The organism is Jatrophihabitans lederbergiae, from assembly GCF_031845305.1.
In the GTDB taxonomy this organism is placed as follows: Bacteria; Actinomycetota; Actinomycetes; order Mycobacteriales; family Jatrophihabitantaceae; genus Jatrophihabitans_A; species Jatrophihabitans_A lederbergiae.
Genome location: NZ_JAVREH010000055.1, coordinates 1 through 22,803 on the forward strand (window position 1 = coordinate 1; position 22,803 = coordinate 22,803).

Genomic DNA, 22,803 nt, shown 5'->3' on the forward strand with positions numbered 1-22,803 from the left:
CCGCCGGCACTCCGCCTGCGGCTACCGCAGCCCGATCACCTACGAGAACACCACCACCGCGGCTACGCTACGACCGGCCGCATAACAATCAAATCGCGTGTCCACTTTTCGGGGCGAAGGCCCCACATCACCGATCTGCGCACCGGCAGTCACGTCCGCAGTCAGCAGTCCAAGGCGGTCACCGCCACGACGGCGACGAACGGGAAGACGGCCCACGCCCGCGCGCTGTGGGACCGGGTGTAGCGCAGCAGCCACGCGCCGACGGTCAACGGCCCCGACCACCGTGACCACCGCCGCCTGCCCCAGCTGGCCGACCGACCGGAGCGACAGCGGCGTCGTCACCGCCGTCACTGAGGCAGCCGCGGCACCGAGCGGGCGGCCTCGACGTGATCTCGGGGCTGCATGGCGCTTAGCACAGTCACCCCTCTCCCATCGGCTGAATCGCCACTTTCAGCAGCGCGGGTACCCAAGAGTCACGTCGCAATCTGCTCGATCGGGACCAGGGCGCGCGCATACCGCCACTTCGGTTTCAATCTGTGCATTTCCATTGACTACGCAAAGAACGCACCGATAACGTCCAAGCCCGGCAGTGTCGCCCACCGGGAGTGACCGAATGGACACGGCACGCCAGCAATACGCGACCGTTCCCAACAGTCGTGACCCCCTCCCGTCTCCGAAGGGACCATTCATGGTTCAACCGTCCCCCCCTCGTCGCACCACGGCGATCACAGCGATCACGGCGATCACCGGCATGGCGGCCTTCGCCGTCGCTGGCATCGCAGTCACCGCGGGCACCGCGGCCGCCGCCCCCAAGCCCGCCGCACAGCCGGCCGCCAGCGCGCTCGCCGTCCAGTCCGCTGCGCAGCTGGTCGCCTCGCGTCCCGCCGCGCTGCATGCCAGTGCCAGCGACGCCTTCGTGGCCCACCCGGTCATCTCGGTTCCGCAGGGCCTGCAGTACGTCCCCTATGACCGCACCTACAAGGGCCTGCCGGTCATCGGCGGCGACTTCGTCGTCGTCACCGACGCCGCCGGTCACGTCAAGTCGACCACCGTGCAGCAGAGCTCGACGATCAACGTCTCGACCACCGCGACGCTGACCGCCCCGAAGGCAGCGACGACCGCCCGCGGCCAGGCCGCCGGCAAGACCGTCGATGCCGTGTCCGCCGGTCGCAAGGTCGTGCTCGCCCTCGGTACGCCGCGACTGGCGTGGGAAACGGTGGTCACCAGCCACAAGGGTGCCATCCCCAGCAAGTTGCACGTCTTCACCGACGCCAAGACCGGCGCCGTGGCGTACTCCTACGACGAGGTCCGCGAGGGCGACGGCACGGCGCACTACAACGGCCCGAGCCCGCTGCACATCGACACCACGAAGGTCAGCACGACCTCCTACTCCATGAAGGACCCGCTGCGTCCCGGCATCTCGTGCCGCGACTTCACCAGCAAGGCCGTCCTGACCGGCTCCGACGACCTGTGGGGCAACGGCACCACCAACCAGGAGACCGGCTGCGTCGATGCGCTCTTCGACGTCCAGCACGAGTGGAGCATGCTGAGCGCGTGGCTCGGCCGTAACGGTATCGACGGCAACGGCAACGGTTACCCCATCAGCATGGGACTCAACGACGTCAACGCCTACTACGACGGCACGCAGGTCGCAGTCGGCCACAACAACGCCGGTGACAACATCTCGGTGCTCGACGTCGTCGGTCACGAGTTCGGACACGGCGTGGACGACCACACCCCTGGTGGCCTGGGATCCAGCGCCGTTGCGGAGTTCACCGCTGACGTCTTCGGTGCCATGACCGAGGCGTACGCCGCCGAGTCCACCACCTACGACGCACCGGATTACACCGTCGGTGAAAAGGTGAACCTGGTGGGCAACGGCCCGATCCGCTACATGTACAACCCGTCCCTCGCCGGTGACGCGAACTGCTACTCCAGCTCCATCCCGAGCGCCGAGACGCACGCCGCCGCGGGTCCGGGCAACCACTGGTTCTACCTGGTCGCCGAGGGCACCGACCCGACGGACGGCCAACCGGCCAGCACCACCTGCAACGGTGGAGGCGCCATCACCGGGATCGGCATCCAGGCCGCGGGCAAGATCTTCTACAACGCCATGCTGACCAAGACGACCAGCATGTCGTACCTGAAGTACCGCACCGCTACCCTGACCGCTGCCAAGAACCTGTACCCCAACGACTGCTCGAAGTTCGCGGTCGTCAAGGCGGCGTGGGACGCGGTCAGCGTTCCCGCTCAGACTGCCGACCCGACCTGCGCCGGCGGAACCGGCGGCGGAACCGGCACCTGCTCCGGGCAGAAGTTGGGTAACCCCGGCTTCGAGACCGGCACCGCCGCACCCTGGACCACCTCGACCGGCGTTATCGACAACACCACCGGCGAAGCCGCACACTCAGGCAGCTGGAAGGCCTGGATGAACGGCTACGGCAGCGCCCACACCGACACCCTCACCCAATCGGTCGCCATCCCCACCGGCTGCCACGCCACCCTGTCGTTCTGGCTGCACATCGACACCGCCGAAACCGGCACCACCGCCTACGACAAACTCACCGTCAAAGCCGGCACCACCACCCTCGCGACCTACTCCAACACCAACGCCGCCACCGGCTACACCCAGAAGACCTTCGACGTCTCCACACTCGCCGGCCAGACCATCACGGTCAGCTTCTCCGGCGTCGAGGACGCCTCACTGCAGACGTCCTTCGTGGTCGATGACACCGCGCTGACGCTGTCCTGAACACGGGTTGCTCAGAGAGCCCTAACGCCGCTGCCCCTGGGCAGCTAGGTTCCTCGGTCCCCCCGCGAGCCGGTCGCCACTGTGGCGGCCGGCTCGCGGCTTTTTTGTCAGTACGGTGGGGTTGACTCTCGACCAGGTTGAGGCTGGAGGGTTCAGCAGGTGGAGAGCGAGCTGTACGGGATCGGTTCGATGGCGCGCCAGTGCGGCCTGACCGTCAGCGGCTCGCGTTCATCACGCCAACCGGCGGGTCAGCGGCGCGGGGCTGGATCACGAGTTCCCCGAGTATCGCAGGCTGCTGGATCCTTCGGGCGGTCAGCGCGCCTCCATCGACGTGGCGGGGCTACACCGACTTCAGGCTCACCACCCAACAGCAGCTCGACGACGTCGCTGGCGAGCTGAACGATCGGCCGCGACAGACGCTGGCATGGCAGACTCCACGACACACGCTCACCGCGTTCGTTGCAACTCTGCCGCCGTGGTATCGGGAGGTTCGCCAGATAGACGCGGACTTGATCATCGAGATCGTCCAGTTCAACTCTGCATTCGGCGTCAGCGACGAGCAACGGGGTCGTCGGCGGCCCGGCTTGCTTCGCCGGAGCGACCCCAGCGACATGGCTGATCACCTGCGGCCGATCCCGGCCTTGGCGCCGGGTGATACGACGAAGACTGGCGGGTCAATCACCGGGCTGATCTTGGATTCGGGGGAGAAAAACACCATGTGCAGCTGGTAATTCACACTGATCCGGCGTTCGCGAGGTGTCGTGCAGTGGATGCTTGGCGGATGAAGTTCCAGCGGCCAGCCCGCTACACAGGTGGGGCACGGCTGTATGACGTCGTGTCCGGGGAGCGGCCGGTCTATCGCGCCGGGCGGGTGGTCGGCGTCGAGGAGTTGCAGTTGCGACCCGGTGACCGGGTGCTGGATGTGGGCTGCGGAACGGGACTGAACTTCCCGTTGCTCCTTGATGCGGTCGGGCCGGCCGGTGCTGTGATCGGGGTGGACGCGAGCGGCTCAATGTTGTCTCGCGCGCGGGTCCGCGTCGCAAAGCGAGGCTGGGGCAACGTGCGCCTCGTGGAGGCGGACGCTGCCCGGTTGGACGCCGCGCTCGCCGCGAGTTCGTCGCCGCCATTGTTCGACGCCGCCCTATTCGCCTATTCGCTGTCGATCATCGAGAACTGGCGCGACGCGTATGCCCAGACCCTGGCCCGGGTGCGGCCGGGTGGGCGACTCGCGGTGGTCGACATGGCGCTACCGGTCGGGAGATGGCAGGCGCTGTCCCCGCTGGTCCGCCTCGCCTGTTTCACCGGCGGCGCCGACATCACCCGCGCCCCATGGACCCTGGCGTTGCAGACCACGACCGCGACCAGCCATCACGTCGTGCGCGGCGGGCATATTCACATAGGCGCCGGCACCCGACCGTGACCTTCAGCCGCCTGCCGAAACCTGAAGAGCCCGTAACGCCCGCGAGGCGAGGTCGACCGTGGCGCGACCCGGGGAAGGAATCGCGGCTCACACCGGGTTCTCCCGTCGTGAGCCCTGGGCTGAACGACGCCGCGACCGCCGCCGACGCGGCGCGCAAGAGCGCGTTCGCCGAGCACGTCGAGCCCGAGATCGACGTGCTGTTGCGGGCGGCCCGGACGCTGACGGGATCCTGGGTCGACGCGGAGGACCTGGTACAGGACACCCTCATTCGCGCCTACCGCGGCTTGGGCTCTTTCGACGGCGCCCACCCGCGGGCGTGGCTGCTGACGATCCTGCGGAACACGAACATCAACTCACACCGGCGGCAACGACCCGACCTGCTCGACGCTGATGACAGCTTGGAGCGGCACACCCTCGCTTTTGGCGCTGCAGAGTCGTCCAGTCCGGAGCAGACGATCACTGACCGGGAGCTCGGCGACGATCTGCACCGCGCGGTCGCCGCGCTGGACCCGAAGTTCTCCACCGTCGTGCTGCTCGTCGACGTCGACGATCTCAGCTACACCGAGGTGGCCGACGTCCTCGGCATCGCGGTGGGGACCGTGACCTCCCGACTGAGCCGCGCCCGGAAACGGCTGCGCCACGACCTCAACGCCGCCGCCAAGTCCAGGAGGAGCAGCTGATGTCCATGCTGAGCACGATGTGGACCTGCCACTGGGCGGGCCGCCGCATCCAGCGCTACCTCGACGCCGACCCCGCCGCTCTCTTGACCGCCGAGGAGGTGCACCGGCTGGAGACCCACCTGGCTACCTGCGCAAAGTGCACCGCAACGGCCGAGGACTACCGAGGCATCCGACGCGCGCTCGCGACCTGGTCACAGCGCCGCACGCCGGATCCTGTCGTGGTGACACGCGTACGCGACACCGCGCGGCAACTGATCGCCGAGGACACCGGATGACCCACTCCGAGCACACCCCGAGCGGCGAGCTCGATGCCGGCCAGTGGAGCGCCCCGGACGCCGACCACGACATGACCCCGCCGGACGGCAACGCGTGGGATCTGCTGATCATCGGCGGCGGCACCGCGGGCCTCGTGGCAGCCAAAACCGCCGCCGGATTCGGGGCCAGTGTGCTGCTGGTCGAACGCGACCGCACCGGCGGCGATTGTCTGTGGACCGGCTGCGTGCCCAGCAAAGCGCTGCTCGCCGCGGCACACGCCGCCGCCGATGCCCGCGCCGCCGCCCGCCTCGGAGTGCACATCGACTCGGTGCGCGTCGACTTCGCTGAGGTCATGGAGCACGTCCGGCTGGCGATTACCACGATCGAGCCCGAAGACGCGCCCGCCGCGCTGCGGGCCGCGGGTGTGCGTGTCGTCCACGGTACCGCCCGTCTGAGTGGCCCGGACACCGCCGTCGTGGACGGGGCGACGATCACCTTCCGGCAGGCGCTTCTCGCGACGGGCTCCGCACCGGCCGTGCTCGACATCCCCGGTCTGGCCGACGCCGACCCGTTGACGAGCGACTCGATATGGCAGCTCGACCACCTCCCCCCACGGCTGCTGGTCCTGGGCGGCGGCAGCATCGGCTGCGAACTGGGACAGGCCTTCGCCCGCCTCGGCTCGCAGGTGACGATCGTCGAATCGGCACCCACACTGCTGCCCCGCGAGGACCCGATGGCCGCGACGATGCTCTTTGCGGCGTTTGCCGAGGAGGGCATCGCCGTGGGCAACGGTGGCAAGGTGGCCTCGGTCAGTCGCGACGAGGACGGACGGTCAACCGTCTCGTTCTCGAACGGCACCCTGCGCGTCGACGCTATCCTGGTGGCGGTCGGCCGTCGCCCCCGCACCCGCGACCTCGGGCTCGAGCGGGCCGGTGTCGACACCGACGAGCGCGGCTACGTGGTGGTCAGCGACCGGCTGCAGACCAGCAACCCCCGCATCTGGGCCGCCGGCGACCTCACCGGCCACCCGCAGTTCACGCACACCGCCGGCGTACACGCCAGTACAGCCGCCAGCAATGCCGTGCTCGGCCTGCGCCGGACGGTCGACACGGCCACGATCCCCCGCGTCACCTTCACCCAGCCCGAAGTCGCCGCCTTCGGCGTCAGTCCGCACCAGGCGGCAGCGGCGGGGCTCACTGTGCGCGACATCCACCACGACCACGTCGACCGCGCCATCGCCGACGACAGCACCCGCGGGATCACTCGGCTGGTCCTGGATCGCAAGGGCCGAGTGGTCGGCGCAAGCATCGTCGGGCCGCGCGCGGGTGAGTCACTGGCCGAACTCGTTCTCGCCGCCCGTCACGGGCTGCGCGCGCGACCTCGCCGCCGCGATGCACGCCTACCCCACCTACGGCGACGGTGTCTGGAAGGCCGCGATCGCCGAGGTGCAGGACGGTTTGACCAGCCCGATGGCCGCCCGTGCCACCCGGGCGCTCGGCTCGGTCCGGCGCCGCCGCGTCTCACGCTGAACACGGACGACCGCCTGACCACGGTGAAATGCTGGACGGCATCGCGGCCCAGCAGCCGGCCGAGGTAGAACGCGGCGAGGGCGCCGACGCTCGCCCCGAGCAGTCCGGTTCCCGCATATTCGCCGCGCAGCTCGGTCACGCTCGGCACGTCGACGAACACCGCGAGCAGCACCGCCGCCACGACGAGCACTGCCAGGCCGGCGAGCCGATACCGGAGGTCGGACGCATCACTATTCTCAGCCACGCGGCATGGGCACGCCGCTGGGTGGCGTGACGGCGAGCTCAGATCGCACAGCGGTAGGGCTGGGGCATGCTTCCGTCGGCCAGCCGGGCGGCGAAGAACCGTTCGGTCACTACCTGTTTGCCCACTGCCAGCGGCGCAGCACCGGAGGCCAGCAGCATGTCCGGGCTTGTCTCGGCGTCCGCGCCGGCGGGATGCCAGTGCAGCCCGTCCGCGGTGACGGTCAGCTCCGGAGTGGTGTCGTCCGCGCCGATGTCCATACCGTCCTCGGAGAACCCCCTGCGCAGCATCGGCCGCACCGCGAACGCGTCACCCTTCACTCCGAGCCCGGCGAGCATGTCGCTCACCTCACCGATCTCGGCAGTGTTCTCCGGCGTCTCGGTGAGCGCGACCCGCACCGGCAAGCCGAGCTCGATCGCGACGGCGATCCCGTCCATGGTGCGCTGCCACGACCCGCGGCCGCGGTGCAGATCGTGTGTCGCCGCCCGCGCACCGTCCAGGGAGGTCTGGACCACCAGGTTCGGGTGCCCGGCCAGATCTCGCAGCCGCTCCAGACGCCTACCGCGCAGCAGCATGGCATTGGTCAGCAGCACCACCGGTAGCCGGTCAACGGCGTAGCGGAGCATGTCCGCGAGGTCGGGGTGCAGCATCGGCTCCCCGCCGGTGAGGTAGAGCTCGGCGAACCCTTCGGCGACGGCCTCGTCGACGCGTGCCTGGAACTGCTCGAGCGACAGGCTGCGGGCCCGCGCCGTCGGCGAGGACGCGACCGCGCAGTAGTCACAGGCAAGGTTGCAGTGGAAGTTGGTGTAGATCCACAACCGGGCGGGGAAGAACGGTGACCCGAACAGCGGGATCACTGGCAGCTCACCGACGGCCGTGACCTCCGGAGGCGTGCCCCATCCGTCCTCGGCGGGAGTGAAGCCCTCGGGCAGCGAACTGCGGTAGAGGTGGTAGCGGCCGGTCGAACGTTCGTGGGGCGGCAGGATCTCCAGGCACGTCGTCCACCAACCGGTCTCGATCGTCTGCACGAACGGCTGCGGTAGACCGGCGGCGGTCATCGACGCGGCTTGAGCTTGCCAGTCGTACTCCAGCGCGACGAGTTCGGCGTTCGCGGCCCCGTCCTCGATGTCGAGCACGGCGTACCAGACGTTGCGGGTGCCGTCGTTGGCAGGTTTGCCCAACACTCCGACGTTGACGACGAGGGTGTCACCGACCCGTCGCTGCCACGGCAGGCCGCTGTGCGTGCAGAGCACGACGTCCGCGCCGCTCAACGCCACCCGCGCCCGGTGCTCCTCCTCGGGCAGCGATTCCCACCAGAAGTCATTGAGTGCCACGGTCGAGCCGTGGACCAGATGCAGTTCGCAGTCCTCGATCCGCAGCCGCCGCTCGGTCGGGAGGGTCCCCATCCAGGCCGCGAAGTCCGCGTCGGTGTGCGCGCGGGTGTGGTCATAGATCAGTTGCGCGTACTCGTTGTCGCGGGCGTCGCGGTAGCCGCAGCCGCAGTCGGCGTCGCCACGAGCAAGCGCGACGTCGTAGTTGCCGGCGATGCACTCCACCTCGGCCCCCTGCAGGAGCGGCCGCAGCGCGTCCATCTCCGCACCAAATCCACCGAGGTCGCCGAGACAGAACAGCCGCTCACATCCACGCCGTTCAGCGTCGGTGAGGAATGCCCGCAACGCGTAGGGGTTGGCGTAGGGGCCACCGCACACTGCTATCCGCATCATCGTCCTCCAGGGCTGGTCATCGGCGCTGTCACAGCAGGACCGGTTCGGCGCGCAGCGGCGCGACGTCCTCCAGCGAGCGCCGCGACGGGTCTGGTCCGCCGTTGAGGGCGGCGACGCCGACCGCGATCGCGCCGACCAGCCAGAACGCCGCGACCAGTGAATAGGACGCTGTGGCTCCGAGATCGCTGGCGATGGTGGGCAGTGCGAGGGTGCCGACGATGGCGCCGATGCGTCCGACGGCGACCGAGGTTCCGACGCCCATTCCGCGCAGGTGCGTGGGGAACAGTTCGGTGAACATCGGATACGCCGAGGTCCAGGCCGCGGTTCCGACTCCGTTGGCGACGACGAAGGCCAGCGTCACCCAGAGTGTGCTGCCGCTCTGCGTGGCGATGGCGAGTACCGCGACCGCGACCGCGGACAGCAGGTAGCAGGTGCCGACTGTTCGGCGGTGTCCGACTCGGTCAAACAGGCTGGCCATGAGCACTCCTCCGGCCAGCGCGCCGACGTTGCCGATGATGTAGAAGATCGGAATCCCGGACTGGGAGATGTGGATCTGTGGCAGTACCACTACCGACATCAGGGCGAACAGCCCGTAGTAGCCGAACGCTTCGGCGAGATCGAGCAGCGAGCCCAGCGCGAGCCGACCCGGGTAATGACGCAGCAACTCGGCCAGCGCTGACCTCGTCGACAGTGCTGTCACCGGACGGCTCGTCTCGTCGGCGAGCGGGACTGACGGGGCTTGCACGCCTTCGAGCGTCTGGACGATCTGCTCGGCCTCGCCTGTTCGGCCTTGCGAGGCGAGCCAGCGGGCGGACTCGGGGATGCGGCGCCGAAAGAACAGCACGACCAGGGCGACCAGACCACCGAGCACGAACATGTAACGCCAGGACACGGCGCTGGACAGAGCGAGCGTGTCGAGGGCGAAGTAGGCCAACAGCCCAGCCAGGATCGCGCCGAGAGGCCAGAAGTTCATCACGAGCGCGTTCGCTTTGCCCCGCACCCGCACCGGCATGAACTCCGAGATGGCGGCGTTGACGATTGAGTACTCGGCGCCGACGCCGAGCGCGCCGAGGAACCGGAATCCGTACACAAATGCCAGGTTCGGGCTCAGACCGGTCAGCACCGTGAACCCGGCGTACCACAGCAGGGTGGCCACGAACAGCCGACGGCGCCCGAACCGGTCGGCGAGGCTGCCGCCGACGACGGCGCCGATGAGGATGCCGCCGAGCCAGACAGCGAGCACCGCGTCGCGTTCGAACACACTCGCGCCGAAGTGATCACCCAACGGGCCGACGGCGCTGCTGAACATCTGTACCTCGAACGAGTCGAACAGCCACCCGGCGCCGAGCGCGATCAGGATCGTGGTGTGCAGGCGTTGCCACGGCGCACGATCCAGCCGTGCCCCGATGTCGGGCTCAGTCGCCATGGTGTGTCTCCTTGGTCGCGCCGGGTGGACGGGTTGTCTGCGGGCGCGCGGCCGGCGTGCTGGCGGCGAGGCGGGGTAGCGCGAGGCCGGGTCCTGCCTCGTAGCGCAGCCGGATCCGCTCGGGGGACGCGCCGGCGAGGAACAGCAGCTTCAGGTACTGCATGAACGCGATCATCCGCAGCGTCCCGTGCCGGGTGAATCGCCGTGAGGAGGCGGTGCTGGTCGCCGGGAGGACCACCATTCCGCCGGCCCGGTGCAGGCGGCGGGAGAACTCGAAGTCCTCCATCAGCGGCAGCGGCGCGAAACCGCCGAGCTGCTCGAACGTGTCGCGGCGCACGAACATGGCTTGGTCGCCGAACACGTGGTGTAGGTGGCGGGCCCGCAGTGTGGACACCCGGGCGAGATGGTCGAGCGAGGGTGTGCGTCGGTCAAAGCGCAGGCTCAGGCCGCCGCCGACAGTGTGCGGATCGGCCAAGGCTGCGCGGAGTTGCTGTAATGCGCGGGGGTCGATCGCCGTGTCGGCGTGCACGAACCACAGCACGTCTCCGCCGGCGTGGCGGGCGCCTTCGTTCATCTGCCGCGCCCGGCCCGGGCCCGTACTGAGTACTTGGGCGTGCGCGGTCGCGAGCTGCGCGGTGGCGTCGCTGCTGCCGCCGTCGACGACCAGCAGCTCGCAGTCGCTGAAGTCGCGGCGTAGCCGGGCCAGAGCCGCGTCGATGACTGCGGCCTCGTTGAGTGCCGGCACGATGATCGACACCGCGAGGACATGCCGCGCGGGCGCTGATGCGTGCTGGCGGGGGCGCCACGCCGCCGGTGCGCGTCGCCGCGGGTCGCTCATGACGGAACCCTCGACTGTCGTGGCGCCCGCCCGACCGGTGGCGCGTCCGCGGTGGTAGCCGACTCGCTGAGGATCGATCGGATCGCGGTCGGGACGGTGTCGTCGTCGGCGAGGGTTCGCGCGTCCTCGGGGGTGTCCAGGTCCCGCAGGGGCGCCAGGAACGCTACCCTCAGCCCAGCACCGCGTGCCGCCGCGACGCTGGCGGCCAGCACGCGGGGTCCGCCCCACAGGCCGGGGGCGATGCCGAATACCTCCGGCGTCGGGCGGGTCAGCGCGACGAGGTAGCAGCCACCGTCCAGGGCTGGTCCGAACACCACGTCGTGGCCGTGCTCGAGCAGCCGCGCCGCGTCAAGAATGTGCCCGGCCGTCAGATGTGGGACGTCCGTGCCGATCAGCACCACCGGGTCGGGCCGGATCTGTGCGGTGTGCGCGACCGCTGCGCGCATGCGGGCGCCGAGATGCTCGCCTTCTTGCGCGAACACGCTGGTGCCCGCACCGGCGATGTCGGCTACCTCGGCCAGCGCGTCTGGCGGGTCGACCGCGAAATGCATTGACGTCGACGCCGCGCTGGCCGCCGCGGTGTGCGTGATCAGCGCGTGTTGCAGCCGTGCGCAGCCGGCCACGCCGAGCAGCGGTTGCAGCCGGGTCTTCGTCTGGCCGGGACGGGGGGCGCGGGTCATCACCACGGTCGGGTGCCGGCTCATGCGTCGAACCGGTAGTTGGTGCCCACTGGAGGTGGCGGCTCCTGGACGCGTCGGATGGTGGCGTCCACGACGCGGGCGAACACGTCGGTACTGGCGTGCATGCGTGCGATGAGCGCCTCGACCGGTTCCGGTGTGGCGCGGACACCGTTGGCGTAGTCGGTGAGGTAGCCGAGCAGCAGGATCGGTACCTCGGCCTCACCGGCCAGCACGATCTCCGGTCCGGCAGTCTGGCTGACCGCGGTCACGCCGTCGCGGGCGAGTGCGGCGATCTCGCTGCGGCTGTTGAATCGTGGGCCGTCGACGTGGCCGTAACAGCCCCGCCCGATCACCGGCACGTCCAGCGCTCTGGCGGCGGCGATGGCGTGGTGCCGCAGCGGTTCGGAGAACGGCGAGTCGAAGATCCAGTGGCCGCGACCCGGTGCTGCGGGGGTGTCGTGCCAGGTGCATGCCGTTCCGTCGGGCATCCTGTTCGATGGGAAGTACAGATCGTCGAAGACGACGAGTGATCCGAGGTCGGCGGCCGGGTCGACCGCGCCGCAGACGGTCACGCTGATCACGAAATCGACGCCGCGGTCGATGATCGCGGTCAGGTTCGCGTGGTGCGCGACCTGGTGGGACAGCCGCGCGTGTCCAGCGCCGTGGCGGGACAGGTGCACCACCTTGACGTCACCCAGCTTCCCGTCGGTGAGTTCCACGTTCCCGAACCGGGTCGACACGCTGGTCGAGGTTGCGGCGGTGAGGGAGGGCCATTGGTAGGAACCGGAGCCGGTGATGATGCCGACGCGCATCAGCCCTCCCGGTGGGAGCGGACGGTGGGCAGCAACGGCAGGAACTGGCGCAGCGCGACGTTCTCGCCGGGGTCCAGCACGCTGTGCTGCACGCAGGCCGGGACGAGTTCACCGGTCTCGGGGTGCGCCATCGCGTACGAGCAGGCCTGCAACCGCTGCTGGGCGGCCAGCACCCGGGGCTGCGCGCTGGTCTCGCCGCGCTGCAGCGCCTCCCAGGCCGGTGTGACATCGGCGGCGTCCATGAACGAGTGCATGACGAACGTGACCGGACGGATCCTGCGATAGCGCAGCAGACGCCGCAGCCCCACCGTGCGTGCCATCCGCACGGTCCAGGCGGTGAACACGACGGCGACCGAGGGATGCCGCGCGATCACCCGCGCCAGTTTCACCGCCAGCGTCGGCAACGCAGTGCCGGCGAAGTTGACCCCGCCCAGGTGGCGGAAGAACACATCGCGGGTGTGCAGATCAGCGGGCTTCTCGTCGTCCAGGATCGGGAAGTAGCGCTCGCCGACGTAGAAGCCGTAGGTCGTTCGGTTGCAGCGCTCGTCGCCGACCTGCAGCGCCCGAAACGGCAACCGTGTCCCGGCCCCGGCCTCGATCTGGGCCCAGACGTCATCGTCGGTGGAGTCCCGGTAGCCCTCGTGCCAGCGACGATCATCGCCGACGAACGCCGCCGGCTGGAACGAGAACAACCCGAATCCGTAGTCGTGGCAGTCGCGGATGACGTCGGCGATCTGGTTGAGGTTGCGCGGCGTGACGGTCATATTGTGCGCAAGAAAGTAGGGCACGCCGTGTTCTCGGCGCAGATCGGCGAACATGTCGACGAACCGGCGTCGGTAGGGGTTCAAGGAGCGTTCGTCAGCGGGCCGCTCGATGCCGCGACGCCCGAACATGAGCATGTCGAAGTGGCCGGCGAAGGACACCCGCGGAAGCCGCGGCTCCCCGTGGGCGTCGAGGGCCAGAGCTGTCAGATAGCTGGCGTCGAAGTCACCGTGGCTCATACTCATCGGCTCACGGCCCTGTTCACGCATCGCCAGCAGCGCGGCCGCGTGATCATCAGGTGGCAGCAGGCTGACCTCGCCGCCGATCAGTTGCGCGTGAGCGTGGGGCCCACGCCGCTCGCGCAGTAGCCGCAACTGTGCGCGGACCTGCGTGACGGTGTGGCCTCCATCGACGCGGACACGGTTCGCGTCGCGGGAGTGGTAGCACGGGGTGCAGGCGAGGTTGCAGCGCGGGAACACGCCGTGGGTGCCCTCGCAGCCGACCGCGTGCTGGCCGAGTGCCTGCGCCGGGGTGCGCACGTGTTCGGGTAACGCCTGCCAGCGTTCGCGCAGCGTGGCTGTCGTCTCCGGGTCTACGGGGCGCGTCGACTCCCACGCCAGCCGCAGACGGGTCAGGAATCGGCTGCTCACTCTTCGGTGACCGAATCGGTGTCCCAGAACGCCACGTGGTTCTTGATCTTCCGGGCCAGCGGTGAGGGATGCCGGTAGGTCCACGCGGCATTGCGCTGATGTACCTCGTCCACGGTGACGGTGTAGTAGCCGGCGATGCCCTTCCACGGGCACAGCGACCTCATCTTGGTTCGGGTGAAGTGTTCTTCCACGATCGAATCGGGCGGGAAGTAGCGGTTGCCCTCGATCAGCACCGTTCGATCGCTGCGCGATCACCGTGCCGTTCAGTGTCGCCACGTAGGTGGTCATATCTATCCAACGCAATGGCAGGCGCACAGGTCTCCTCATCATCGACTGGCAGGTCGGACGCATCGTCGTGATGGAAACCCGGTGGATGGCATCGAGTCATCCCACGTCACCGCCCTGATGCGAGTCGGGCCGCCGCCGCAGAATCGGCTCGTCCTCGATGCGCAGGAACTACAGATCGACGTGGGAACCCATCACGATGGTCCGGTCCTCGGGCAGCCCGAAGTACAGCGCCGGGCTCGCCGCATTGTGCGCCAGGCCGATGAACAGCCGCTTGCGCCAGGCCGGCAGGCCCGTGCCGTTGCCCCGTTGGATGGTGATCCGGGACAGGAAGTACGACGCGGTGTCGGGGTCGATGTCCAGCTCGCCGCCACCGAGCTGACGGACCTGGGCCAGCGCCCGCGGGATGTTCTGCTCGTCCTGGAAGCCGTACCGGACGGTGAGGTGAAAGATCCCGTCGTCGGCGTAGCCCAGGTTGTCGATGGTGATCCGCTCCGCCGGTTCGATGTGTGGAACGTTCTCGGACCGGACCGACACGATGACCACCCGCTCGTGCAGCACGTGGTTGTGCTGGACGTTGGCCCGCAGCGCGAGCGGAGTCGTCTCGCTCGTGGGATGCGGGAACACCGCCGTGCCGGGCACCCGCGGAATCCGGTCCGCGTGCAACTGGTCGATGAAGTCCGACAAGGTGCCCTCGAGCTTGACGCGGCGGGTGGTGACGATCGCCCGGCCACGCTGCCAGGTCATCATCACCGTGAAAACGGCGGCGGCGATCAGCAGCGGCAACCAGCCGCCGTGGGCCACCTTGGTAATGTTCGCGGCGAAGTAGGTGAGCTCCACGCCGCCGATCACCACACCGGTGAGGATGAGCTGCCAGCGTGCCCAGTGCCAGGCGGTGGCGGCGACCAGCAGGAACAGCGTGGTCGTGATGAGCAGCGTCCCGGTGACCGCCACCCCGTACGCGGTGGCAAGCCGGCTGGAGCTGCGGAACGTCAGCATGAGCACCAGCACGCCGGCGAACAGCAGCCAGTTCACCGCCGGAACGTAGATCTGGCCGCTCTCCTTCGACGAGGTCTGGCGGATGGTGAGGTGCGGCAGGAAGCCCAGCCGGAACGCCTGCCGCGAGACCGAGAACGCTCCGGAGATGACTGCCTGGGAGGCGATGACGGTCGCCAGGGTTGCCAGCACCACCATCGGAATCCGCGCCCAGCTCGGCACCAGCAGGTAGAACGGGTTCTCGGTGGCCGACGGGTTCCGCAGGATCAACGCGCCCTGGCCGAGATAGTTCAGGATCAGGGACGGGAACACGATCGCGAACCAGGCGCGGCGGATCGGCGGCCGCCCGAAGTGCCCCATGTCGGCATACAGTGCCTCGGCGCCGGTGATCGCCAGCACGACGGCACCCATCGCGATGAACGCCGTGTACGGGTGGTCGGTGGTGAACGTGACGACGTACGTGGGCGACAGGGCCTTCAAAATGCCCGGGTGCGCGATGATCTCGGGCAGGCCGAGTACCGCGAGCGTGACGAACCACAGCACCATCACGGGTCCGAAGATCCGGCCGACCCGGTGGGTGCCCCAGCGCTGGGAGGCGAACAGCAGCGTCAGGATGGCCACCCCGATCGGCAGCACCGCCTCGGACAGTCCCGGCGCGGCGACCTTGATGCCCTCGACCGCCGAGAGCACCGAGATGGCCGGGGTGATCAGGCTGTCGCCGTAGAAGAGCGACGCGCCGAACACTCCTAGGGCCATGAACGTGGCGGTGCGGCGGCCGGTGCTGCCCAAGATCCGGCGTACCAGTGCGGCCAGCGCCATCACGCCGCCCTCGCCGTCGTTGTCGGCGCGCAGGATGAAGACCACGTACTTTATCGAGACCACCAGCGTCACCGACCAGAAGACCAGCGAGATCACGCCGTACACATCTGCCGGTGTCGGTCGCACCGCGCCGTTGTCGATGGCGAACACCGTCTGCAGCGCGTACAGCGGGCTGGTCCCGATGTCGCCGTAGACGATGCCGAGCGCGCCCAGGGCCAGGCCCAGCCCGCTCGAGCCGTGCGCCGCCGGGTGCAGCCGCCCGCGGGTTCCGGCTGCCGTTGCCCCACGCCGTGCCAGTTCAGTCATGTGCCCAAGTCTGCACGGTCGGTGGACGGGTAACCGCTGCGCGGTGGCAGCGGCTTTTCCGCGTCCCGCCGATGTGCGAGGGTGACGGTTATGACGGGGCGGATCGTGCCATTCCAGGTGAGCGGTGTGCAGGTGCTCGTGGAGACCGTGCCCGACCCGGAGCCCGTGGCCGGCCCAGAGCCGGCGGACGGCCCACAGACCGCGTCCGGACCGGAGCCGCGAAGCGCACTGGCGGACAAGGCGGCGGACGGCCTGGTGGACGCCTTCGACCATGCCCAGGACGTGATCGAGGCAATCGCGACCCGGCTCGCCGGCACTGTCGAATCCTTGGCCGAACGCGCGGTGCACCCGGACACGGTCGAGGTCGAGTTCGGCCTGGCGTTCACCGCGAGCGGTGGAATCGTCGTCGCGGGGTCATCGGTCCAGGCGTCGTTGCGGGTCACCATCGGCTACGACCGGGCGGCTGATCAAGGCTGACACGCGCTGGTTACCCGGGGGCGCCCGTTGAACGGCGGCTCAGCCAGTCGTTGAACTCGGTGGCGACGATGCGCTGGTCATGCACGCCGGTCGCCGCGGCCGAGCACAGCCACCGGATCGGCCGCCCCATGATCGACGGGTCCAGCAGGTGCGCGCGCATCGCCGCCGGGACGTCGTCGGGCACCATCCCAGTCGCGGTTGCCCCGCCCGGCAGCAGGATGTTCACCGTCACGCCGCTGCCGTCGAGGTCGGCCGCCATGATCCGCGACAGCGCCTCCGCTCCCGCCCGGGCCGGGCCGTACGGCACGAACCCGGCGCGCTTCATGGTCTCGTGGTTCATCGAGACGTTGACGATCCGGCCGGTGCCGGCTTCGAGCAGGTGCGGGACGACCGCCCGCGCCACCAGGAAGTAGCCGGTCAGGTTGGTGGCGACCAGGTCGCGGAAGCCGTCCGGTGGTACCTGCCAAAACGGCTGCGGCTCGGTGAGAAACGCCGGGTTGACGGTGCGCATGCCGATTCCGGCGTTGTTCACCAGGACGTCGATGCCGCCCAGTGCGTCCACCGCCGCGTGAACACCCCGCTCGACGCTGCCCTCGTCGCGGACGTCCATGCCGATGCCCACGACCCGGCCGGTGCCGCTGGCAGCCAGTTGCTCGGCCGCAGCATCGGCAGAGCCCTGGTCCCGTCCGGTCACCACTACGTCAGCACCGGCGGCGAGCAGCGCGGTGGCCATCGCGGCCCCGAGCCCGCGCGTCGCCCCGGTGATCAGAACCCTTACGCCGTCTGCCCGTTCTCCGTCGTTGTCAGTCACGTCCTCGACGGTAGCCCGGCCCTCGACGGGTCGGTTTCGGGATCGTCGGGATCGAACGGCAAGGCCTCGGTCCCGCGGCCGGACGTCAGGCAGAACCAGCCGTACTCGACTGCGGCGACCGCTCAGACTCGGCGGCTCGCGGCAGGTCCGTGCCGTAACTCCAGCGACTACGGAACCGGGACCGCCGAGGGCTGGCGTCCTGACGGAGCATCGTCCAGCGAGCACCTGATCAGGTCGCACTCGGGCCCGAGCCGGATGCCGAACCGCGCCTGGACACCGTCGCGGATGTGCGCGGCGAAGGCCATCACCTCGGCTGTGGTGGCATCGCCCTTGTTCGTCACGGCCAGCGCGTGCTTGGACGACAGCGCGACGCTGCCCCGGCCCCAGTCGCGGCCGTATCCGGGCGCGAAGCCGGCGTGCTGGATCAGCCAGCCGGCCGGCAGCTTCGTTCCGTTCACGTCCGGATACGTCGGGCTTTCCCGTGCTTGCTCCGGTACGGCCGCCAGCACCGGATTGATGAAGAACGAACCCACGCCCCAGGTGTCGTTGTCGTCCGGGTCATAGATCGAGCCCCGCTCGCGGCGTAACTGGAGCACGACCCGGCGCACGTCGCTTGTGTCCGCCGTGGCGCCGGGCTCGATCCCGAGCCTGCGCACGAGTTCGGCGAAGGTGAGCGGGACGGACCGAGTGCTGCGCCGCAGCTCGTACGCGACGCTCAGCACGACGTAACGGTCGGTGTGCTTGAACGCCGACTGCCGGTGGCTGCCGAACCCGCAGCGTTCCGGGGGCCATTCGCTGACCGCGCCGCTCCGGCGGTCATAGACGGTGACCGACCGCAGCACGTCGGACGTCACGGTTCCGAAGGCGCCGACGTTCTGCACCGGAGTGCCACCGACGGACCCGGGGATGCCCGACAGCGGTTCGAGGCCGGCGAGCCCCTGTGCCAGCGTCTCGGCGACCAGGACGTCCCAGTCGGCGCCGGCGTCCGCGCGAACCGTCGTACCGGAGATGTCAATTCCGTTGGAGGCGACCTGAACGGTGATCCCATCCCAGCCCTGGTCACTCACCACCAGGTTGGAACCGCCGCTCATGACCAGTACCGGCCGGCCCGCGCTGTCCGCCCGGCGGACGACGTCGAGCACCTGATCGGTGCTCGTGGCGCGCGCGAAGTCCGCGGTCGGGCCTCCTACCCGCATGGTCGTGAGCTCAGCGAAGGTAGGTGTCACGGGGCCCAAGGCTACATCGGGTAGTTCGGCGCTCCCTGGTAGATAATTACCGGGTGAGGGAACGCGGCTTCGAGAACATGGCGACGGTGCTGGTCGCTCCGGCCGTGCTCGACGACTTCGAGCTGGATCTGATGTCCCACGACTTCCGGGTCTGGACGGTGCACACCACGACCACGTTCCCCGACGCGCCCCAGGCGGCCATGCAGATCCGTCGCGCGCTGATCGACTGGAGCAACGGCAGCTGGAACATCGCCGCCGACTGGATCGCGGTGTGGATAACCTTCGGCGACAGCTGGCGTGACGGTGACAACCCGATTCCGTGGCCGGCTCACGCCGCGTTGTGGAAGAAGCTGGCGGAGTACTCCGAGAACGTCCGGTACAACCTCGGATTGGGTGGCGTGCCGAAGCTGGGAGTTCCGCGCGAGGCCGGGTGACGACGGCTGTTACGAGCCGCCGCTCGCCGCGAATGTCACGACGTCCGGCACACGCCCTCGCGGGGAGCATGCCTCGTACCGCCTCGCCGTATGGTTGAACACGCCACGACATCGTTGAGCGTGTCACGACACGATCCCTCGACGGGATCAGAGGAACGGATGAACATGCCTGCTGAAACAAGAGAACTGACCGATACCGTCGTCGCCATCACCGGCGCGAGTGCCGGCATCGGTGCCGCCGCGGCACGGCTGCTGCTCGAATCGGGCGCGCGCGTTGCGGTACAGGCCCGGCGCAAGGACCGCCTCGATGGACTGGTGTCGGAGTTCGGCGCGGACCGGGTGCTGGCGGTCACCGGTGACGTCCGGGACCCGGCCGCCGCGACCAGTCTGGTCAGTGCCGCGATCGATGCCTTCGGCAAGCTGGACAGCATTGTGATCAACGCCGGCATCGGCATGTACGGCGGCGTCCTCGATCGCTCGGACGAGGATCTGCAGACCATGATGCGGACGAACATCGAGGGCACCGTCTGGGCGGCTCGTGCCGCGGTCGGCGCGTTCCGGAAGGCCGGTGCCGGTGACATCGTCATCGTCGCCTCGGTCGCCGGGCTGCGGGGCGGGGAGGACGAGGCCGTGTACGCCGCGACCAAGTTCGCCCAGGTCGGCTTCGCCGGGGCGCTGGACCGCGAGGTCCGCACCGACGGCATCCGGGTCACCGCGATCTGCCCGGCCGGGGTCGAGACCGAGTTCGCGATCGGCGCCGGACGTACCGAGGGTGACCCGTCGCTGGCGGACTACCTGCGGCCCGAGGACGTCGCGCACGCGATCGTGACAGTGCTGGAGCAGCCGCGGCGGGTACGCACCACGCAGTGGCAGCTGTGGAGCATGGGGCAGGGCAGCTAAGTAGTTTTTCCGGCCGCTGGCCGCGCCGGCTTGATGCCGCCCGCACGTGGGCGCCGGTACGATCCGTCACTAGGCAGTGGCGCCGTGCACCCGCTTCTGCATCGTTATCGACGTCAGCCCGGCGATGACTGCGGTGCCTGTTACCTGGAAGCCCGCGGAACCGTAGAGCGCCAGGGCCGCGGGCTGGCGCTCGGTGGTGTCCAGTATCAGCCGCGCATACCCCAGAGCGGCGGCGCGGCTCTCCAGCTCAACCAACAGGCGGCGTCCGACGCCCCTGCCTTGCCAGTCGTGTGCCACCCTCATCCGCTTGATATCGGCTGTTCGGGCATCCACTCGGCGGAGGGCGCCCATCCCGATGAGTGTTCCGCCGAGAGTCGCGACCAGAAATTCTCCACCGCCCTGTAGGTACACGCCGGCGATGTCGTTGAGATCATCGTCCCAGGGCCCAGGGCCGGCGTCGGCGCCGATAGCCCGTAAGGCCGCGAAATGGAGGCGAATGACCGCCGGAAGGTCCGCGGACCGCAGCTGCCTTAATTCGGGTTCCATCGGACCAGCCGGCTCGAGATCAGCTGAGAGGGGTCAGCCCCAGCAAAGGCAGAACGGATGCCCGGCCGGATCGGCGTAGACCTGGTAACCCGCGGCTGACTCGATGTTCTCTGCCGGCTTCAACAATCTGGCGCCCAGAGAGACGGCCTCGTCATGGGCACCCCTGATGTCATCGACGAACAGGTCGAGGTGGATCTGTTGCGGTGTCCCACCAGGCCACTCGGGCGGCACATGGTCGGGCGCCAACTGAATGCCCAGCCGCGGTGTGCCGTCAACGTGGACCGTGTGCCAATCCTCGTCCGCGTCGACCGTGCCACCCAACAGCCCGGCCCAGAAGGTGCTCTCGGCGGTCAGGTCGGGGGCATCGAAGACGACGACCTGTCGTGCGATCTTCATGCGGTCATCCTTCCACGGACGGCTGTCAACGGCAGGTGGTGTGGCACATTGTCCAACAAATGAGGATCGGACAGAAGTGCTCGCTGCGGCGGCAACCGCGGTCGGCTCAGGCGCCGTCCGCCGCGCTGTGGAACTCTCGACGAGCTGGATAGGCCCACAATGTTGGCGATAATGGCGGACGAGCGCGGCGTTGCCAGCGTATGGAGGAAACCGGGTTGGCGCGCGTACCCGTGCGGGGGTGGCCCGTTTGGCGGGCGCGGGCGCCGTAGATAGTCGTTGGTGGTGCCCAGGTGCGACCGAACTTGATGCTGACCGGTGCGGAACGTCGACTTCACGAGTCGACCCGATCCGCGGTTGTCCGATCAGCAGACGATGTCGCGAGCCGTCGTGGGCTGTTGGCATGACCCCATCTGGTTGATCCGGGTTGAGTGAGAGTCTTGATGTCCACGAAGGTGGACCGAAGGGCTCGATGATCATGACGACAAGGAAGCGACACACCCCGGAGCAGGTCGTGCGGAAGCTGGCTCAGGCTGACCGGATGCTGGGCGAGGGCAAAGACGTCGCCGACGTCTGCCGCGAGCTCGGGGTGGCCGAGCAGACCTACTACCGGTGGCGCAACCAGTTCGGCGGCCTCAAGGCCGATGACGCGAAGCGGCTCAAAGAACTCGAGCGTGAGAACGCCACCCTGAAACGGCTGCTGGCCGACGCCGAGCTGCACAAGGCAGCGCTGAAGGAGATCGCCCGGGGGGAATTCTGAGCCCGGCGCGACGCCGGGCGGCCGTGCGGCACCTCATCGCGGCGATGGGTGTCAGCGAGCGGTTCGCGTGCGTCGTGGTCGGGCAGAACAGAACTACGCAGCGCCACCAACCGGCCAGCGCCACCGAGGCTGACCCGGATGCGGGGCTGCGGAGGTGGCTGCGGCAGTACGCCAAAGACCATCCACGGTGGGGGTTCCGCCGCGCCTATCATGATGCCCGCGCTGACGGCTGGATCGTGAATCACAAGAAGCTGCAACGGATCTGGCGCGAGGAAGGCCTCCGGGTACCGATCCGGGCACGCCGCAAACGCCTCGGCAGCAGCACTGCGCCGGACGCTCTGAAAGCGGACGCCCCGAACCGGGTGTGGGCAGTGGATTTCCAGTTCGACTCCACCACCGACGGCCGACCCGTCAAGATCGCCTCGATCATCGACGAGCACACCCGCGAATGCCTCGGCGGTCTCGTGGCCCGCTCCATCACCGGCGACCAGCTCATCAACGAACTGGACCGCCTCGCCGAACACCGCGGCTACCCGACCGTGCTGCGCTGCGACAACGGCCCCGAACTCGCCTGCGGGGCGATGTCGGACCGGGCCGGCGAACGAACCGGGCTCAGCTTCATCCCACCAGGCGAGCCGTGGCGCAACGGCTACGTGGAATCGTTCAACTCCCGGGTCCGCGACGAATGCCTCAACATCAACCTCTTCTGGTCCCTCACCCACGCCAAAATCGTCATCACCGACTGGAAGACCGAATACAACCACCACCGCCGGCACTCAGCCCTGGGCTACCAAGCACCGGCCCGATACGCTGCCACCTGCACCCACCAATAAAAACCAGGCGACTCTCACAAACCCTGGATCACTTCACGGGGTCCTGCCATTAGGTCACCGCCGAAGACCGACTGGTAGAACTCGAGCGCCGGGCGGGGTCTATCTCGTAAACGGTGTTTCCGGCGTTTTCCATCAGTAGGTTTCGGCGGCCGGGAATCGGTCGGCGAAGGTGATCGCGAACGCGTTGAGCGCTGGCTTCCACCGCACTGCCCATCGTGCCCGACCGTGGCCGGTGGGGTCCAGTGATC

22 protein-coding genes and 1 pseudogene are annotated in these 22,803 nt (G+C 68.8%); 11 read left to right on the forward strand and 12 right to left on the reverse strand.

Annotated features, from left to right (window positions below):
* Window positions 1-751 precede the first annotated feature (751 nt).
* From RM423_RS20865 to RM423_RS20895, 7 genes and pseudogenes are all read left to right on the forward strand, one after another.
* A complete protein-coding gene (locus RM423_RS20865) occupies window positions 752-2,752 on the forward strand; it encodes a M4 family metallopeptidase (protein ID WP_396327816.1) in 2,001 nt (666 codons plus the stop codon).
* 509 nt (window positions 2,753-3,261) lie between these two features.
* Window positions 3,262-3,483, forward strand: coding sequence for a hypothetical protein (locus RM423_RS20870; RefSeq protein ID WP_311424977.1), 222 nt, complete (start codon window positions 3,262-3,264; stop codon window positions 3,481-3,483).
* Between the two features lie 50 nt (window positions 3,484-3,533).
* A complete protein-coding gene (locus RM423_RS20875) occupies window positions 3,534-4,172 on the forward strand; it encodes a class I SAM-dependent methyltransferase (protein ID WP_311424978.1) in 639 nt (212 codons plus the stop codon).
* A gap of 107 nt (window positions 4,173-4,279) precedes the next feature.
* Entirely contained in the window at window positions 4,280-4,852 is a 573-nt protein-coding gene (locus RM423_RS20880; RefSeq protein WP_311424979.1) for a sigma-70 family RNA polymerase sigma factor, read from the forward strand.
* Window positions 4,852-5,127 carry an anti-sigma factor family protein gene (locus tag RM423_RS20885; protein ID WP_311424980.1) on the forward strand — a complete coding sequence of 92 codons (276 nt, stop codon included), beginning with the start codon at window positions 4,852-4,854 and terminating at the stop codon, window positions 5,125-5,127. The genes RM423_RS20880 and RM423_RS20885 overlap by 1 nt, the downstream gene beginning before the upstream one ends.
* A gap of 71 nt (window positions 5,128-5,198) precedes the next feature.
* A pseudogene (locus tag RM423_RS20890) lies at window positions 5,199-6,636 on the forward strand (dihydrolipoyl dehydrogenase family protein).
* A 28-nt stretch (window positions 6,637-6,664) separates the two neighbouring features.
* Window positions 6,665-6,910, forward strand: coding sequence for a hypothetical protein (locus RM423_RS20895; protein ID WP_311424982.1), 246 nt, complete (start codon window positions 6,665-6,667; stop codon window positions 6,908-6,910).
* 8 nt (window positions 6,911-6,918) lie between these two features.
* Here the strand turns inward: RM423_RS20895 and RM423_RS20900 are convergent, their stop codons facing one another.
* The 8 genes from RM423_RS20900 to RM423_RS20935 form a co-directional block, all read right to left on the reverse strand.
* Complete coding sequence (locus tag RM423_RS20900; protein ID WP_311424983.1) at window positions 6,919-8,598, reverse strand: radical SAM protein; 1,680 nt, start codon at window positions 8,596-8,598, stop codon at window positions 6,919-6,921.
* A 31-nt stretch (window positions 8,599-8,629) separates the two neighbouring features.
* Window positions 8,630-10,027, reverse strand: coding sequence for an MFS transporter (locus tag RM423_RS20905; RefSeq protein WP_311424984.1), 1,398 nt, complete (start codon window positions 10,025-10,027; stop codon window positions 8,630-8,632).
* Window positions 10,017-10,865: a TIGR04283 family arsenosugar biosynthesis glycosyltransferase gene (locus tag RM423_RS20910; RefSeq protein WP_311424985.1), complete on the reverse strand. Its 849-nt coding sequence runs from the start codon at window positions 10,863-10,865 to the stop codon at window positions 10,017-10,019. Before RM423_RS20910 ends, RM423_RS20905 begins: the two co-directional genes overlap by 11 nt.
* Window positions 10,862-11,569: a TIGR04282 family arsenosugar biosynthesis glycosyltransferase gene (locus RM423_RS20915; RefSeq protein ID WP_311424986.1), complete on the reverse strand. Its 708-nt coding sequence runs from the start codon at window positions 11,567-11,569 to the stop codon at window positions 10,862-10,864. The genes RM423_RS20910 and RM423_RS20915 overlap by 4 nt, the downstream gene beginning before the upstream one ends.
* Complete coding sequence (locus RM423_RS20920) at window positions 11,566-12,357, reverse strand: MTAP family purine nucleoside phosphorylase (protein ID WP_311424987.1); 792 nt, start codon at window positions 12,355-12,357, stop codon at window positions 11,566-11,568. Before RM423_RS20920 ends, RM423_RS20915 begins: the two co-directional genes overlap by 4 nt.
* Window positions 12,357-13,769: a hypothetical protein gene (locus tag RM423_RS20925; protein WP_311424988.1), complete on the reverse strand. Its 1,413-nt coding sequence runs from the start codon at window positions 13,767-13,769 to the stop codon at window positions 12,357-12,359. The genes RM423_RS20920 and RM423_RS20925 overlap by 1 nt, the downstream gene beginning before the upstream one ends.
* Window positions 13,766-14,002, reverse strand: coding sequence for a DUF427 domain-containing protein (locus tag RM423_RS20930; protein ID WP_311424989.1), 237 nt, complete (start codon window positions 14,000-14,002; stop codon window positions 13,766-13,768). Before RM423_RS20930 ends, RM423_RS20925 begins: the two co-directional genes overlap by 4 nt.
* 223 nt (window positions 14,003-14,225) lie before the next feature.
* Window positions 14,226-16,175, reverse strand: coding sequence for a potassium transporter Kup (locus RM423_RS20935; RefSeq protein WP_311424990.1), 1,950 nt, complete (start codon window positions 16,173-16,175; stop codon window positions 14,226-14,228).
* 90 nt (window positions 16,176-16,265) lie between these two features.
* On the opposite strand from RM423_RS20935, the gene RM423_RS20940 reads away from it, so the two are divergent.
* Window positions 16,266-16,652 (forward strand): CU044_2847 family protein, encoded by a 387-nt coding sequence (locus RM423_RS20940; RefSeq protein WP_311424991.1) that lies wholly within the window; start codon window positions 16,266-16,268, stop codon window positions 16,650-16,652.
* A gap of 10 nt (window positions 16,653-16,662) precedes the next feature.
* Here the strand turns inward: RM423_RS20940 and RM423_RS20945 are convergent, their stop codons facing one another.
* Together RM423_RS20945 and RM423_RS20950 are read right to left on the reverse strand one after the other, a co-directional pair.
* The gene (locus RM423_RS20945) at window positions 16,663-17,463 is read right to left on the reverse strand and encodes an SDR family NAD(P)-dependent oxidoreductase (RefSeq protein WP_311424992.1); all 801 of its coding nucleotides are present in this window, start codon (window positions 17,461-17,463) and stop codon (window positions 16,663-16,665) included.
* A gap of 167 nt (window positions 17,464-17,630) precedes the next feature.
* Entirely contained in the window at window positions 17,631-18,689 is a 1,059-nt protein-coding gene (locus tag RM423_RS20950; RefSeq protein ID WP_311424993.1) for a UDP-N-acetylmuramate dehydrogenase, read from the reverse strand.
* Between the two features lie 53 nt (window positions 18,690-18,742).
* Here RM423_RS20950 and RM423_RS20955 point away from each other — a divergent pair, with 53 nt between their 5' ends.
* Complete coding sequence (locus tag RM423_RS20955; RefSeq protein WP_311424994.1) at window positions 18,743-19,123, forward strand: hypothetical protein; 381 nt, start codon at window positions 18,743-18,745, stop codon at window positions 19,121-19,123.
* A 165-nt stretch (window positions 19,124-19,288) separates the two neighbouring features.
* The gene (locus RM423_RS20960; RefSeq protein WP_311424995.1) at window positions 19,289-20,023 is read left to right on the forward strand and encodes an SDR family oxidoreductase; all 735 of its coding nucleotides are present in this window, start codon (window positions 19,289-19,291) and stop codon (window positions 20,021-20,023) included.
* A gap of 69 nt (window positions 20,024-20,092) precedes the next feature.
* On the opposite strand, the gene RM423_RS20965 is transcribed toward RM423_RS20960, so the two are convergent.
* Window positions 20,093-20,569, reverse strand: a complete 477-nt coding sequence (locus tag RM423_RS20965) for a GNAT family N-acetyltransferase (protein WP_311424996.1) — start codon at window positions 20,567-20,569, stop codon at window positions 20,093-20,095.
* A 33-nt stretch (window positions 20,570-20,602) separates the two neighbouring features.
* On the reverse strand, window positions 20,603-20,965 hold the full coding sequence (locus RM423_RS20970) for a VOC family protein (RefSeq protein ID WP_311424997.1): 363 nt from the start codon (window positions 20,963-20,965) through the stop codon (window positions 20,603-20,605).
* A 475-nt stretch (window positions 20,966-21,440) separates the two neighbouring features.
* On the opposite strand from RM423_RS20970, the gene RM423_RS20975 reads away from it, so the two are divergent.
* A protein-coding gene (locus tag RM423_RS20975) for an IS3 family transposase (RefSeq protein ID WP_311424998.1) occupies window positions 21,441-22,555 on the forward strand; the annotation gives its coding sequence in 2 pieces (ribosomal slippage) (window positions 21,441-21,714 and window positions 21,714-22,555; 1,116 coding nt in all).
* Window positions 22,556-22,803 lie beyond the last annotated feature (248 nt).